The sequence below is a fragment of the Nitratireductor sp. GCM10026969 genome (genome assembly GCF_042660605.1).
GTDB lineage: Bacteria > Pseudomonadota > Alphaproteobacteria > Rhizobiales > Rhizobiaceae > Chelativorans.
In genome coordinates, this window is record NZ_JBHSUM010000110.1 from 1 (window position 1) to 13839 (window position 13839).

Consider the following 13839-nt stretch of genomic DNA (forward strand, 5'->3'; position numbering starts at 1 on the left):
CCGCGCCGACCGTGCGCCGCCTTGCCGCGGATGCGGCCGACCAGGTGCGGTTCGCAGCGACTGGCACGGGCCTCAACACCTGCCAGCAGGGCGCGCAGATGGCCCATATGGACGCCATGGTCCCCGAGATCCTCGACCGGGCGGAAGTCGCGCTGCACTGCAAGGACTGGCTCTATCTGAACCTCACCGGCATTCGCGCCACCGATCCTTCCGAAGCGTCTTTCACCTTCGGCAATTTTCGCACCCGCGCCTATGACGATACGGTGATCGAAGCGCTCGGCCTGACACGGCGACGCGAACTCCTCCCGGAGATCGTTGAAGGCACGCAGACCACCCATCCGCTCACGCAGGCCGCTGCGGAAGCGACCGGCCTCAGCGCCGGCACGCCGGTCTGCCTCGGCTATGTCGACATGGTCATGACCGCACTCGGAGCCGGGGTTCACACGGGAGACGAAAACGCCGCCTGCTCGACCGTTGGCTCGACGGGTGTTCACATGCGGGCCGTCCGCGCCGACGCGGTACACCTCAACGAGGAGCGGACGGGCTACATCATCTGCCTGCCCGTGCCGGGGCTCGTCACCCAGGTGCAAACGAATATGGCGGCTACACTCAACATCGACTGGGTGCTCCGCGTTGCCGCGGACCTGATGAGCGAGACGGGGCACGAACATTCCTACAAGGATCTCGTCGACCGCATCGAGGGCTGGATGGGCCGCTCGCGCCCGGGCGCCCTGCTCTATCACCCCTATATCTCGGAAGCCGGCGAGCGGGGGCCGTTCGTCAATGCCGATGCACGGGCGGGCTTCATCGGCCTTTCAGCGCATCACCGTTTTTCCGACCTTCTACGCGGTGTGGTCGAGGGCCTCGGCATGGCGGCGCGCGACTGTTACGCGGCGATGGGCCCGATGCCCGCCGAATTGCGCCTGACGGGCGGGGCGGCCCGTTCCGCCGCCCTGCGCGCGGTTCTGGCGGCTTGTGTTGCCGCACCGGTTCGCGTCTCGGCCCGCGAGGAAGCGGGTGCGGCGGGCTGTGCCATGATGGCGGCGGTCGCGACCGGGGTCTATCGGGACATGGATGCCTGCATCGCCGAATGGGTGAAGCCGCTCCTGGGCCCGGCGGAAGCGCCCGATCCAACACTGGTAGAGATCTATGAGGGATTGTTTCCCGCCTATGTCTCGGCGCGCCAGGCGCTCTCTCCCGTTTGGGACAGCCTTGCCGCGCATCGCGCCGCGCTCGGCGCCGACGCACAGGAAGAACAGACACAGATGACGCTCGACGCGGCCAGCAGAGCGCAAAGAGGCTAGGATGAGTAAAAAAGACATGGTGGATCTCTTCGTCGTCGGCGGCGGCGTCAACGGCGCGGGGATAGCGCGCGACGCGGCCGGCCGCGGGCTATCGGTGGTGCTGTGCGAGAAGGACGATCTTGGCGAGGGCACGTCGTCGCGCTCGGGCAAGCTCGTGCACGGCGGCTTGCGCTACCTGGAATATTACGAGTTCCGGCTGGTCCGTGAGGCGCTGATCGAGCGCGAGGTCCTCATGAACGCGGCGCCGCACATCATCTGGCCCATGCGCTTCGTCCTGCCGCATTCGCCCGAGGATCGGCCCGCCTGGCTCGTGCGGCTGGGCCTCTTTCTCTACGACCATCTCGGCGGACGCGAGAAGCTTCCCGGAACCCGCACGCTCGACCTGCGCCGCGCACCGGAGGGCGCGCCGCTCCTCGATAAATATACCCGCGCCTTCGAATATTCCGACTGCTGGGTGGACGACGCGCGACTCGTCGTGCTCAACGCGGTCGACGCGGCAGAACGCGGCGCGACCGTGCTGACGCGGACGCCCTGCATTTCCGCGCGGCGGGAGAACGGCGCCTGGACCGTGACGACCCGGAACACGCAAACGGGGGAAACCCGCGAATTCCGCGCGAAGGTTCTGGTCAATGCGGCCGGCCCCTGGGTCAAGGATGTGGTGCAGCGGGTAGCCGGGGCGAACTCGGCCCGTAATGTGCGGCTGGTCAAGGGAAGCCACATCATCGTGCCCAAGTTCTGGGAGGGGGCGAATGCCTATCTCGTCCAGAACCACGATAAGCGCGTCATCTTCATCAACCCCTATGAAGGCGACAAGGCGCTGATCGGCACGACGGACATCGCCTATGAGGGTGCGGCCGAACAGGTGAGCGCTGACGAGAACGAGATCGAATACCTGCTTGCCGCGGTCAATCGCTACTTCAAGGAAAAGCTCCGCCGCGAGGATGTGCTGACCGCCTTTTCCGGCGTCAGGCCGCTCTTCGACGACGGCCAGGGCAACCCCTCGGCGGTTACGCGCGACTACGTCTTCGATCTCGATGAAAAGGACGGCGCACCGCTCCTCAACGTGTTCGGCGGCAAAATCACGACTTTCCGCGAACTGGCCGAGCGCGGCCTCGGCAAGCTCCAGAGGTTTTTCCCGCAAATGGACAAGGACTGGACCCATGCCATGCCGCTGCCCGGCGGAGATATCGAAAAGGCCGATTTCGAGAGCTTCCGCGCGCGGATCAAGGCGGAATATCCGTGGATGCCCCGCTCCTTGCTCCACCATTACACGCGGCTCTACGGCACCCGTATTGCCCAGATCGTCGGGAAGGCAACTTCGCTCGGAGGCCTGGGACGCCATTTCGGCGGCGATCTCTACGAGGCCGAGGTGCGCTACCTCGTGAACACCGAATGGGCGATGACAGCGGAGGCCGTTCTGTGGCGGCGCACAAAACACCGCCTGCATTTGTCCGAGGCCGAGCAGGCCGAATTCGCCGACTGGTTCACCGCCGAAATGCGTGAGGCCGCCTGACATGCCACTGACACTCTCCCTCAACGCCAATCCGCTGGTGAACCGCTTTGCCGAGCCGGACGATCTTATCGACACCGTCGCCCGGAAGCTGCGCGTGCGCGATCTGCAGCTCACCCACGAATTCATCAACCCGTCCTGGCCGTCTTCGCTCATCCGCAGGCTCACGCGGGAGATGGGCCGCGCGCTCGACCGCACCGGCGTGCACGTCACCTCGGGCATGACCGGCCCTTACGGGCGACTCAACCACTTCGGCCACCCAGACCGGGACGTGCGGCGCTACTACGTCGAATGGTTCAAGACCTTCGCCGATATTATCGCCGATCTGGGCGGAACCTCCATCGGCACGCAGTTCGCCATCTTCACCTATCGCGACTATGACGACCCCGCCCGCCGCGAGGAACTGATCCGGGTCGCCATCGACTGCTGGGCGGAAGTCGCCGAGCATGCCAAGGGGGCGGGGCTCGCCTACGTGTTCTGGGAACCCATGAGCATCGGCCGGGAGTTCGGCGAGACGATAGCCGCGTGCATGGCCCTGCAGGAGCGTCTCTCCGCGGCCAACATGGCCGTCCCGATGTGGATGATGGCCGACATCGATCACGGCGACGTCACCTCGCCCGAGGCGGACGACTACGACCCCTATGCCTGGGCGCGCGCGGTTCCAAAGGTGAGCCCCATCATCCACATCAAGCAGTCGCTGATGGACAAGGGCGGGCACCGCCCCTTCACCGCCGAGTTCAATGCCAGGGGCCGCATCCAGCCCGAGCCCCTGCTCGCGGCGCTCGGCGAGGGCGGTGCCGAGGACAACGAGATCTGCCTGGAGCTCTCCTTCAAGGAACGGGAGCCCGACGACCGCCAGGTCATTCCGCAAATCGCCGAAAGCGTGGCCTTCTGGGCTCCGCATATCGACGCGGGCGTTTCCGATCTCAAGATCTGAAGGCTGGCGATGCGGTTTGAACAACCCCGGCGCTACCGGCGTGCAGCAAGACTACGCTTATCGATAAGGCAAGGCGTTTTTGAAGCGGTGATCGACAAGCGGCATTGCCGCGCCGCACATCCGCCCTATCGTCAGGCGGAATTGTTCGCGCACCGTTGCCTTCGATGAAACCGCTGTTGCTGATCCTGCTCGCAGCCGCCTTCCTGTCACTGATCTTCATCATTGCAGGAATGATGCTGGCTCTCTAAAGTTGGACAATACCAACCCAGCGACAGTCACCAGCGTCGGAGCGACCAACAAGGCGCCGGCGTAGGAGGAAGCGGCGTGCAGACGGAGCGTACAAGTTCTGCGGAAAAAGACGACAACCAAGACGAGTATCGGGCGGGCTTTGCCAGGCGCAGAATGGCCGTGTGGGTCGTCGCCCTTCTTCTCGTCATCGCGACCTCGCTGGCTTTCCTGGTCGGCTCCTTTTTCGTCTATTAGCGCCACCTCGCCCAGCGCGAGAGCTGCGCCCGGCCGTATGCCTGCCTGCGCCAGCATTCCGTCTTCCGGCGGCCGTACGGACCTCGGTGCATGCAATGCCGAGCTGCAATTGCGGGGAAGATCCGCGAACGAGACCACCGGCATATCGACGAGACGGGTTCTACCTGCCTTGCCGAGCCGGTAGTACCAGCGGTCCCGGGTTGCCGGAACCGATCCGGCCGAAGATATTTGCCCTTCCTGTTACGTAAAAATTCGGGCACGCGCCTCGGCGGAGCCCGGAACACCTTTTGTGGGGAGACGGCACTTGGCTATCATCGCGCAACTCGGCGCTCTGCTTCTCAGCGCCACCATTCTGCTCACCGGAAACGGGCTGCAGACGACGCTCCTGCCTCTGCGGGCAGAAGCCGAAGCGTTTCCCGCCCTGTCGATCGGCATCATGGGGTCGAGCTATTTCATCGGCTTCGTCGTGGGCTGCCTCACCACGGCACACCTGGTGCGCCCCGTCGGCCACATACGCGTCTTCACCGCGATGGTCGCCATCGCATCGGTGGTCCCGCTCCTTCACATTCTCACGCTGCAGGAATGGGCATGGTGGATCCTGCGGGCAGTGACGGGCTACTGCATCGCCGCCTTGTTCCTCGTGATCGAGAGCTGGCTCAACGAACGCGCCGACAACACCATGCGCGGTACGGTCTTCTCCGTCTATACGACGCTCACATTCGTCGCGATCATCTGCGGGCAGATCTTGCTGACCCTCTACGAGCCGACGGAATTCACGCTGTTCGCGGTCGCGTCGATCGTCGTTTCGCTGGCGGCCGTGCCGATCGCCCTGACGTCCGCAACCGCACCGGCGCCGCTGGCGACGGTGCGGCTGCATCCGATCCGGCTCGTGCGCCTGTCGCCGGCCGGCGCCGTGGGATGCTTTGCCGTGGGGCTCGTCAACGGCGCCTTCTGGTCGCTTGCACCTATCTTTGCGACCAGCGCCGGTTTCGACGCGACGGGGGTCGCGACCTTCATCGGCGTCGCCGTGCTCGGCGGGGCGCTCTCGCAATGGCCGTTTGGCCGGCTTTCGGACCGCCTTGACCGGCGCGCAGTCATCCTCCTCGTCTCCGGCCTCTCGGTGGTGACAGGCCTCGGCCTGTTTCTGGCCAGCCGGTACTGGAGCCCGGGCGTCCTGCCGCTTGCCTTCGCGTTCGGCGCCTTCTCCTTTCCCGTCTATGCCATTTCCGTCGCCCACGTGAACGACCTGATCACCACCCAGAGTTTCGTCGAAGTCTCCGGAGGACTGCTGCTTCTGAACGGCGTTGGATCGGTACTCGGTCCGGTCGCCGGAGCGTTCGCCATGCAGCTTGCCGGTCCGGGCGCACTGTTCGCGGAAATCGCTCTCGTCTATGTGCTGTTTGCCGCCTTCATCCTCCTGCGCATGCGTGACCAGGCCCGGCCGGCGGAGACGCACAGCGCGGACTTCGTTCCCGCCGTCGACAGCGCCATCGCAGCCCCGGTGGGCTACGACCCGCGAAGCGAAGAGACACCGGAACCACCGTTGAAGGAGCCGGAGGAAAGCATCGTGCGATAACGAGGCGACGATGGCGACCCAGGTGCCTTGCATCTTCTGCTGGCGGAAACCTTCAGCTTGCACTAGATAAAGCGAGATCCTGTGGAAGATCTCCGATGAAACCGCACCTGTTGCGCCGCTGCTTCGTTCTGCTCCTGGCAGTCCTTTGCCTTGGCGTGGATGCACGGCAATCTCCGCCGGACCTCCTTTCACCGGGGGAACCGCGCCTCACCCGGGCTGATCAGGATCTGAGCGCGGCTGTCCGGCAGTCCGGCCCGCGCATCGACGCCCTTTCCCGGCACGAAACGATCCTGGGCGAGAAAAGTCCGGAGAGTGCGGCCGCAATCCCCGCTGCTGCCGTCGTCCTGCCGGAACAGCCTTTCCGGCCCGCACACGCGTTAGGCCTTCCCCGCCGCCATTTTCTTGGCCTCACCTTTTCCCCACGGGCGAGAGCGCCGCCGCAGCCGGCCTGACAACCCGATATCGATCGGAAGAATACCATGGCGCCCGGTCACCGGTGCGCCTTCCCAGTCGGCCGCCGTATGGCCGACGCTTTCACCATGTCTGCGTGAATACATAGGAATGCCCATGAAACGGGTTATCACGCCGGGGAGCCTGCTGGGCTTCGTCTCCGTCTCCCTCTTCATGACAACCGAGATCATCGCGGCTGCGGCTGCGGCCGTGTGGTCGCTGTCGGGCTTACTCCATCTCGATTCATTTCCCGCCCTCGTCCTGGGTACTCTGATCGGGGTGGCGAGCCTCTACGGTATCGTGAAGAGCACGATCATGGCTTTCGACGCCGAAACGGATTCCGAGAATAACTGAGCACGATGCGGCGAAGCCGGGGATAGCCTCCGCTTCGCCGCGCACGTGGTTGCCCTGCCCTGGATTGCCTTTTCCTCCGCCGGACGGTTACTTCTCATCCGACCGGGTGGTGCGCATGAGGGCGATCGAATGAACTTCCTACTCGACGGTCCAGAGATTGGAACTGCAACCGTGCTCCTTGCGCACGGGGCCGGAGCACCGATGGACTCGGGCGCGATGAATGCTATCGCCGAGGCGTTGGCGGGCGAAGGCTTGCGTGTCGCCCGTTTCGAGTTCGGCTACATGGCCGCACGCCGCAGCGGCGTGCGGAAACCGCCGCCGTGGGCGGAGCGTCTTCGTCCCGAATATCTTGCCGCCGTCAACGCGCTGGACGCTCGTGGCCCATTGATCATCGGCGGGAAATCCATGGGTGGGCGCGTCGCCTCGATGGTCGCCGACGACCTTTACACGGGCGGAAGGATCGCCGGCCTTGTCTGCCTCGGCTATCCGTTCCACCCGCCCGATAAGCCCGCGCAGCTCAGAACCGCACACCTGACCGGCCTCAAGACTCCGACCTTGATCTGCCAGGGAACGCGCGATCAGTTCGGAACACGGGAAGAGGTCGGCGCGTATGCGCTATCAAATAGGATCGAGCTATTGTGGCTCGAAGACGGCGATCATGATCTGAAGCCGCGCAAGAGGATCTCCGGCTTCTCCGCGGCCGACCACCTGCAAACGATGGCCGAAGCCGTGCACGCCTGGACGAAACGCATCGCTCAGCGATGAGAGACCGGCCCCTGGCACGGCGGAGACTCAGATAATGCGCTTGCGCAGCGTCATCGCGACGAACTCACCGATGATGACCAGCACCAGGATCGCCAAAAGGACCGTGGCCGCCTCCTGCCAGTTGAAGGTGTCGATCGCCCCTTGCAGGATCAGGCCGATGCCGCCGGCACCGACGAGGCCCAGCACCGTCGATTCGCGAAGATTGATGTCCCAGCGCAGGATGCTGACGGCCCAGAAGGCCGGCATGACCTGCGGCACGATGGCATAGAGGATCACCTTGAAGCGGGAGGCCCCGGTCGCCTCCAGGGCTTCCACCGGCTTGCGGTCGATCTCCTCGATCGCCTCGCCCAGCAGTTTGCCGATGAAACCGATCGAGCGGAACATGATGGCAAGGATGCCGGCGACGATGCCCGGGCCGAAGATGGCCACGAACAGGAGCGCCCAGATGATCGTGTTGACGGAGCGGCTGGAGACCAGAATGAAGCGGCCGAGCCACAGGGTAGCGGCGTTGGGTGTCGTGTTCTGGGCGGCGATATAGGCGACCGGCAGCGAGACCACGACGGCAATGGCCGTGGCGATGGTGGCGATGTTCACCGTCTCCAGCAACACCCACAGGATCTGCGGCAGGTTCGACGTGTCGGGCGGGACCATGCGGCCGAGGAGGTCGGCCATCTGCTCCGGTGCGTCGTAAACCCAGGGCCAGATGACATCGATGCTGGTGATCGCCCAGACGATCGCCGCGATGCAGAAGAGATAGGCGAGGTAACGCGCGAGGCGCTGGCGCGGCGTGTAGCGCATCCAGTCTTCCGGCTTTGCGTCGAGGTCTACCATATGCGCTTCCTGATCTGCCCGCTCACTGCCTCGCTGAAGAGGATCACCGCGACGATGACGATGGTGATGGCGAGTGCGAAATCATAGTCGTAGCGGCCGAAGGCGTTGGCGAGGGTGGAGCCGATGCCGCCAGCACCGACAATGCCCACCACGGCCGAGGCGCGCAGGTTGGAATCGAGCTGATAGATGCTGAGCCCGACCTGGCGCGGCATGATCTGCGGGAAGACGGCATAGACAATCGTGGAGAAATAACCGGCGCCCACCGCCCGCATGGCCTCCACTTGGCCCCAGTCGATCTCCTCGATGCGCTCGGCCAGCATCTTGGCGACAAAGCCGATCGAATAGACGATGAGCGTGAGAACGCCCGCCAGGGGACCGAAGCCCACCGCCTTGACGAAGATGATGGCGACAATGACGGGATGGAAGCTGCGGGCGACAATGATGATGCCCCGCCCCAGGAGGTAGATGGGCATGGGCGCGAGATTGCGCGCTGCCATGAAGGCGATGGGGATGGACAGAATCACGCCGCCGACGGTCGCCAGGATGGCGATCTTGAGGCTTTCCAGAAAGCCGTCGATCAGAAGCCCGCTGCGCTCGAAGCTGGGCGGGAAGGCGCCGCTGAAGATGCGCGTGGCCCGCGCAGCGCCTTCGGCAACGCGTGCCCAGTCGATCGGCAGCATGGTGATGGCCCAGACCACATAGGCGAACACTGCCACCATCAGCCCGTAGCGCAGAAATGGGTTGGCGATCAGCGGCGGCTTGCGCCACGTTTCGGGAAGCGCGCGGCCGCTCTGCGTGGCGTGGGCGCTCATGCGGTCTGCATCCTCGGATGTGCCACGCCATCGGCGATCGCACGCTCGTCCGCGGGCGTGCCGGCGTAGATCTCGTCCATGGCCGCGCGGTCGAGCGCGGAGGGACCGGCGTCGAAGATGATGCGGCCGTAGCGCATGCCGACGATGCGGTCGGAATAGGCCTTGGCCTCGCCGACATTGTGGATGTTGATGAGCACGGGCAGCGAGAACTCGCGCGAGAGCAAGCGCAGCAGTTCCATGATCTGCTCGGATGTCTTGGGATCGAGCGAGGCCGTCGGTTCGTCGGCCAGCAGGATTTGGGGCTCCTGCATCAGCGCGCGCACCACACCGACGCGCTGGCGCTCGCCACCGGAAAGCTCGTCGGCCCGCTTGTTTGCGTAGTGGGCGATGCCGACGCGGTCCATCAGTTCGTAAGCGCGGCGGATATCCTTTGCCGGATAACGCCGCATGATCGCCCGCCATGTTGGCAGATAGCCGAGGCGGCCCGACTGCACGTTCTCCATTACGGTGAGCCGGTCGACCAGATTGAAGCTCTGGAAGATCATGCCGATCCGCCGCCGCGCTGCCCGCAGCTCACGGCCGCGCAGGGCGGTGAGCTCGACACCGTTCAGCTCTACCCTTCCCGCCGTCGGCTCCACTAGCCGGTTTATGCAGCGCAGGAGCGTGCTCTTGCCGGCTCCGGAGGCGCCGATGACCGCGACGACGCTTTCGCCGGGCACCTCGAGGTCGAGTTCCTTGAGAACCGGCTCACCGTTGCCGTAGCGCTTCACCAGCTTTTCGATCTTCAGCATGCAGGGGGCTCCGCGAAGTTATAGCGCGGCCACCGAGGGCAGCCGCGCAGTATAGCAGATTGTTTGCTATTCCTTGGCAAGGTCCTGAGGCGTGTAGCGGACGCCGTTGGCCTTCTGGATCTCGCGGATCACTGCCCAGTCCTTCTCGTAGGTGACCGGCACGAACTTGCTGACGCCCGTGAACTCCTCGCCGAGTGCGGTGCCCTCGAAATCGAAGGAGAAGAAGGCTTCCTCGATCTTTTCGACGAGCTGCGGGTCGAGATTGTGCGCATAGGTGTAGGAGGTCGTCGGGAAAGGATCGGATTCCCAGACGATCTTGACCTCCTCCGGATCGTAGAGGTCGCGATCAGCCATACGCTCCACCACTTCCGACGCCACCGGCGCGGCATCGTAGTCGCCCGCCACGACACCCAGCATGGACTGGTCATGGGAGCCGGAATAGGTGACCTCGTAATCCTCGTCCGGCACCACGCCGAGCGAGGGGAAGAGGGCGCGCGGCGCCTGATTGCCGGAGTTCGAGGTAGGCGACGTGTGAGCGACGCGCTTGCCCTTGAGGCCGGTCATCTCGTCGATGCCGCTGTCCTTGCGCGTATAGACCTGCAGGGTGTAGCCGAAGCGCCCGTCCTCCGAGCCCATGATGGCGAAGGGCACCGCACCCGCCAGGTTGACGGCGAAAGGCGTGGGGCCGGTGGAGAAGCCGGCGATATGCAGCCTGCCGCTGCGCATCGCCTCGACTTCCGCCGAATTGGACTGCACGGCGAAGAACTGGACGTCCTTGCCGGTCACATCCTCCAGATGCTCGATGAAGGGATCCCAGATATCTTCGTAAATCGCGGGATCCTCGACCGGCGTATAGGCGAAGACGAGCGTATCGGGATTGACCAGTGCCGACGGATCGGACGGTGTATCGGCCACAAGGTCACCGTTGGCGTCGCAATAAGCGGCGTCGAGTTGCCCGCGGTTGGGGCAGTCCTGTGCCTGTGCGGGCGCAGCCAGAAGCAGCGCCGAAAGGCCAAGCGCGGCCGTGCCCAGGCGGCCGAGGCAAACGGTAGGGGATACCGCGTAGGTCATGTCGTTTCCTCCCTGAAAGCGCGCGGCGGCTACGGTGCCGCCTGCTGACCGAACGTATCGGCGTTCTGTGGTACTTTGCAATAGTCTCTGAAGAAAAATGGTAGACCCCTCGAAATTTCCCCGCATAAGCGCTACAAATTGTGGAAGTTTGCACAACTTTGGGAGGAGGTAACGGTGGTGGACGAGGCCGAAGCAGCGCGACCTGCGCGGGACAGGGAGGCGGCGCCTCTCCCGCTCTCGGCGATGGGAAAGGAGCAGCTTCGGCGGATCGCGTTCGTCCTCACCGATATCGACGATACGCTCACCAACGACGGCCGGCTGCCGGGTATTGCCTACAGCGCGCTGGAACGGCTTACCGAGGCAGGGCTGCGAGTCATTCCGGTGACCGGTCGGCCGGCAGGCTGGTGCGATCTCATCGCCCGGTTGTGGCCGGTGAGCGCCGTCATCGGCGAGAACGGCGCCTTCTATTTCGCGCGCCATCCGGCGGGCGGAATGCACAGGCGCTTTGCGCGGCCGGCCCACACGCGACAGGAGGACCGCAAACGGCTCGACAGTCTCGCGACCACCATCCTGTCGACCGTGGAGGGGGCGCGCCTTTCCACCGACCAGGCGTTCCGCGAAGCGGATCTGGCGATCGACATTGCCGAGGACGGACCGCACCTGACCAAGACCGCGGTCCGGTGCATCGTGAACTGTTTCGAGGCGGCCGGCGCGATGGCAAAAGTGTCATCCATCCATGTCAATGGTTGGTTCGGAAACTATGACAAACTGACGATGGCGCGCCGCCTCTTCGAGGAAATGTACGAGATTAACATCGACCGGGAGAACGGGAGGGCGCTGTTCGTCGGCGACTCGCCCAATGACGCGCCGATGTTCGGCTTTTTCGCCAACAGCGTGGGCGTGGCCAATTTCGCGGCGTTTTGCGACGAGGTGGAAACGCCGCCGAAATACATGACGCTTGCCGCCGGAGGGAGCGGTTTTGCGGAGCTTGCCGAAGCCATCCTGGAAGCGAGGGAGGGCTGATGACACGTCTGCGCAAGCGGGACCGGCAGGAGCAGATCCTTCTCGAGCTGCGCCAGCATCCGCATGTGCGCACGTCCGATCTCGCCCTTCGCTTCGGCGTCTCGACGGAGACGGTCCGCCGCGACGTGGAAGCCTTGAGCGGCAAGGGCCTTCTCCGGCGCGCCTATGGCGGGGCGGCGGCGGCGCCCATGGGCGCCCAGCCGCCTTTCGGCGAGCGCGACCTCGCCCGCATAGACGAGCGGGCACGCATCGGCAGGAGCGCGGCCGAGCTGGTGAGGCCCGGCGAAGTGCTCATGATCGACGCCGGCTCAACCACGCATCAACTGGCGCTGGGGCTGGCGGAGAGGGGGCGGGATCTCACCATCCTGACGAACAGCCTGGCGGTGGCGACGGCGCTCGGGCGGAACAAGACGTTCCATATCGTTTTGTGTCCCGGCGACTTCATGGGGCCCGAGGCCGCCGTCTACGGCCCGGAGACCCTGGATTTCCTTGGCCGGTATAACGCCAACCGTGCCTTCATCGGCTCCAGCGGCCTGACCGCCAAGGGAATCACCGATGCGAATCTCGCCGCCGTCGCCGTCAAGCGCACGATGATAAGACAGGCGCGGGGAACATTTCTGCTGGTCGACCACTCCAAGTTCGACGTCGAGCTCGTGGCGACGGTCGAGCCGCTTTCGATGCTGCAGGGGGTCGTGACCGACATGCAGCCGCCCTTTCTTCTGCGCGAAGCGCTCCACCGAGCCAATGTGCGGATCAAGCTTGCGTGATACCGGGGCAGGCCGCCCGGCAGTGCCGGTCTGGCAATGCCCCGGCACGCACGGTCCTCAGCGCCTGCCGTATTCGTCGTGACGACGCCACCAGACGCCGGTCTCGTTGCGTCCCCTGGGCGCACGGTCGAGCCACTGGTACATGCCCCAGAGCCCGTCCAGCCCGCGCGCATACGTGGAATAGGTATGGTAGACGGCGTCGCCTTCGCGCACGAACGCGCTCATGCCGGGCCTGTCCCGATGGAATGTCGCTACATCGGTGCCGCACATGGCGGCGATCTCGGCTTCCGCGCTTTCGCCGCCACCCTCCTGGCCCGGGCGCCACGCAAACGCGGCCTCACGCCGATAGTTGTATTCGACGTCTCCCTCGCGCTGTTGCGCCTCGGAGAACCAGATATTGAAGTCGGCGTTGAAGTCGCTGCCGTGTGAGGAGGCCCAGGGAAATGTCCATCCCATGCGCCGCTTGTACGCCTGCAGCTTGGCGAGCGGTGCCCGCGATACCGCCGACAGGGCGACATCATGGTTCGCCAGATGCACCGCGATGCCATTGAAGCCGTCGGCGATCGACGAGCAGGACGGACAGCCGGCCTCGTACTCCGTCCCGAACATGAAATGGTAGACGAGAAGCTGCGAGCGCCCGCGGAAGAGGTCGGCCAGCGAGGCGCTGCCCTCGTCGGTCTCGAAGCGGTAGTCCTTGTCTATACGCACCCACGGCAATTCCTGCCGCTTCCGCGCCAGCGCGTCGCTGCGGCGCGTCAGTTCCTTCTCGGCCTCGAGCAGTTCGAGCCGCGCGGCAAGCCACTCTTGGCGTGTTCCGGTCATGTGAGTCGTCATCGATTTCTTCTCCTTCGGGTGTCCCTTGCCGCTCGCGTCGTTACTGACACGATGTGCTGGTTGGTGGACGCGAGATAGGTTAGGACCAGCGAAGCGGAGGGTGGGAGTGACAAGTGTGGCGGGATTTTCATGGACTCGCTGATCACGGCCGCAGCACACGCACTTGCAGCGGGCGATCCTCTCGGTGCCCTGAACCGGGTCGCCCTGCGCGACGACGCGGCAGCACTCGCGCTCCGTGGCATCGCCATGGCGCAGCTCGGCGATCTCGCCCGCGCGAAGACACTCTTGCGCCGCGCCGCACGCGCCTTCGGTCCGAAAGAGGCCGTGGCCC

General features: G+C 64.9%; 14 protein-coding genes and 1 pseudogene. 10 read left to right on the plus strand and 5 right to left on the minus strand.

Annotated elements, in window-relative coordinates:
* The 7 genes from ACFP9U_RS18245 to ACFP9U_RS18275 all read left to right on the plus strand — a co-directional run.
* Positions 1-1304 (plus strand): FGGY-family carbohydrate kinase (locus tag ACFP9U_RS18245; protein ID WP_378623642.1); only part of this gene is annotated, 1304 nt, incomplete at its 5' end.
* Position 1305: 1 nt separating this feature from the next.
* Positions 1306-2817: a glycerol-3-phosphate dehydrogenase gene (locus ACFP9U_RS18250; protein WP_378623644.1), complete on the plus strand. Its 1512-nt coding sequence runs from the start codon at positions 1306-1308 to the stop codon at positions 2815-2817.
* Position 2818: 1 nt separating this feature from the next.
* A complete protein-coding gene (locus ACFP9U_RS18255; RefSeq protein ID WP_378623645.1) occupies positions 2819-3751 on the plus strand; it encodes a sugar phosphate isomerase/epimerase family protein in 933 nt (310 codons plus the stop codon).
* A 324-nt stretch (positions 3752-4075) separates the two neighbouring features.
* Positions 4076-4234 (plus strand): hypothetical protein, encoded by a 159-nt coding sequence (locus tag ACFP9U_RS18260; RefSeq protein WP_378623647.1) that lies wholly within the window; start codon positions 4076-4078, stop codon positions 4232-4234.
* A 304-nt stretch (positions 4235-4538) separates the two neighbouring features.
* Positions 4539-5810: an MFS transporter gene (locus ACFP9U_RS18265; protein WP_378623649.1), complete on the plus strand. Its 1272-nt coding sequence runs from the start codon at positions 4539-4541 to the stop codon at positions 5808-5810.
* Between the two features lie 567 nt (positions 5811-6377).
* The gene (locus ACFP9U_RS18270) at positions 6378-6614 is read left to right on the plus strand and encodes a hypothetical protein (RefSeq protein WP_378623650.1); all 237 of its coding nucleotides are present in this window, start codon (positions 6378-6380) and stop codon (positions 6612-6614) included.
* A gap of 129 nt (positions 6615-6743) precedes the next feature.
* Positions 6744-7379, plus strand: a complete 636-nt coding sequence (locus tag ACFP9U_RS18275; RefSeq protein WP_378623652.1) for an alpha/beta family hydrolase — start codon at positions 6744-6746, stop codon at positions 7377-7379.
* Positions 7380-7406: 27 nt separating this feature from the next.
* Here ACFP9U_RS18275 and phnE (ACFP9U_RS18280) read toward each other — a convergent pair whose 3' ends face one another.
* The 4 genes from phnE (ACFP9U_RS18280) to phnD all read right to left on the minus strand — a co-directional run bounded on the left by phnE (ACFP9U_RS18280) (position 7407) and on the right by phnD (position 10884).
* A complete protein-coding gene (gene phnE, locus ACFP9U_RS18280) occupies positions 7407-8210 on the minus strand; it encodes a phosphonate ABC transporter, permease protein PhnE (RefSeq protein ID WP_378623654.1) in 804 nt (267 codons plus the stop codon).
* On the minus strand, positions 8204-9022 hold the full coding sequence (gene phnE, locus ACFP9U_RS18285; protein ID WP_378623655.1) for a phosphonate ABC transporter, permease protein PhnE: 819 nt from the start codon (positions 9020-9022) through the stop codon (positions 8204-8206). Before phnE (ACFP9U_RS18285) ends, phnE (ACFP9U_RS18280) begins: the two co-directional genes overlap by 7 nt.
* Entirely contained in the window at positions 9019-9813 is a 795-nt protein-coding gene (gene phnC / locus ACFP9U_RS18290; protein WP_378623657.1) for a phosphonate ABC transporter ATP-binding protein, read from the minus strand. Before phnC ends, phnE (ACFP9U_RS18285) begins: the two co-directional genes overlap by 4 nt.
* A gap of 66 nt (positions 9814-9879) precedes the next feature.
* Positions 9880-10884, minus strand: coding sequence for a phosphate/phosphite/phosphonate ABC transporter substrate-binding protein (gene phnD / locus ACFP9U_RS18295; RefSeq protein ID WP_378623658.1), 1005 nt, complete (start codon positions 10882-10884; stop codon positions 9880-9882).
* A gap of 243 nt (positions 10885-11127) precedes the next feature.
* Here phnD and ACFP9U_RS18300 point away from each other — a divergent pair, with 243 nt between their 5' ends.
* A complete protein-coding gene (locus tag ACFP9U_RS18300; protein ID WP_378623663.1) occupies positions 11128-11907 on the plus strand; it encodes an HAD-IIB family hydrolase in 780 nt (259 codons plus the stop codon).
* Positions 11907-12674: a DeoR/GlpR family DNA-binding transcription regulator gene (locus ACFP9U_RS18305; protein ID WP_378623660.1), complete on the plus strand. Its 768-nt coding sequence runs from the start codon at positions 11907-11909 to the stop codon at positions 12672-12674. The genes ACFP9U_RS18300 and ACFP9U_RS18305 overlap by 1 nt, the downstream gene beginning before the upstream one ends.
* Positions 12675-12731: 57 nt before the next feature.
* Here ACFP9U_RS18305 and ACFP9U_RS18310 read toward each other — a convergent pair whose 3' ends face one another.
* Positions 12732-13508 carry a DUF899 domain-containing protein gene (locus ACFP9U_RS18310; RefSeq protein WP_378623661.1) on the minus strand — a complete coding sequence of 259 codons (777 nt, stop codon included), beginning with the start codon at positions 13506-13508 and terminating at the stop codon, positions 12732-12734.
* A gap of 129 nt (positions 13509-13637) precedes the next feature.
* Here ACFP9U_RS18310 and ACFP9U_RS18315 point away from each other — a divergent pair.
* Positions 13638-13839: pseudogene (locus ACFP9U_RS18315) on the plus strand (helix-turn-helix domain-containing protein); the annotation flags it as partial.

What these genes read in the sequence shown, in the direction of transcription:
- ACFP9U_RS18255 (WP_378623645.1), top strand. Translation starts at nt 2,819, where the DNA reads ATGCCACTGACACTCTCCCTCAACGCCAATCCGCTGGTGAACCGCTTT.
- ACFP9U_RS18250 (WP_378623644.1), top strand. Translation starts at nt 1,306, where the DNA reads ATGAGTAAAAAAGACATGGTGGATCTCTTCGTCGTCGGCGGCGGCGTC.
- ACFP9U_RS18270 (WP_378623650.1), top strand. Translation starts at nt 6,378, where the DNA reads ATGAAACGGGTTATCACGCCGGGGAGCCTGCTGGGCTTCGTCTCCGTC.
- phnE (WP_378623655.1), bottom strand. Translation starts at nt 9,022, where the DNA reads ATGAGCGCCCACGCCACGCAGAGCGGCCGCGCGCTTCCCGAAACGTGG.
- ACFP9U_RS18275 (WP_378623652.1), top strand. Translation starts at nt 6,744, where the DNA reads ATGAACTTCCTACTCGACGGTCCAGAGATTGGAACTGCAACCGTGCTC.
- ACFP9U_RS18305 (WP_378623660.1), top strand. Translation starts at nt 11,907, where the DNA reads ATGACACGTCTGCGCAAGCGGGACCGGCAGGAGCAGATCCTTCTCGAG.
- phnE (WP_378623654.1), bottom strand. Translation starts at nt 8,210, where the DNA reads ATGGTAGACCTCGACGCAAAGCCGGAAGACTGGATGCGCTACACGCCG.
- ACFP9U_RS18300 (WP_378623663.1), top strand. Translation starts at nt 11,128, where the DNA reads ATGGGAAAGGAGCAGCTTCGGCGGATCGCGTTCGTCCTCACCGATATC.
- ACFP9U_RS18310 (WP_378623661.1), bottom strand. Translation starts at nt 13,508, where the DNA reads ATGACGACTCACATGACCGGAACACGCCAAGAGTGGCTTGCCGCGCGG.
- phnD (WP_378623658.1), bottom strand. Translation starts at nt 10,884, where the DNA reads ATGACCTACGCGGTATCCCCTACCGTTTGCCTCGGCCGCCTGGGCACG.
- phnC (WP_378623657.1), bottom strand. Translation starts at nt 9,813, where the DNA reads ATGCTGAAGATCGAAAAGCTGGTGAAGCGCTACGGCAACGGTGAGCCG.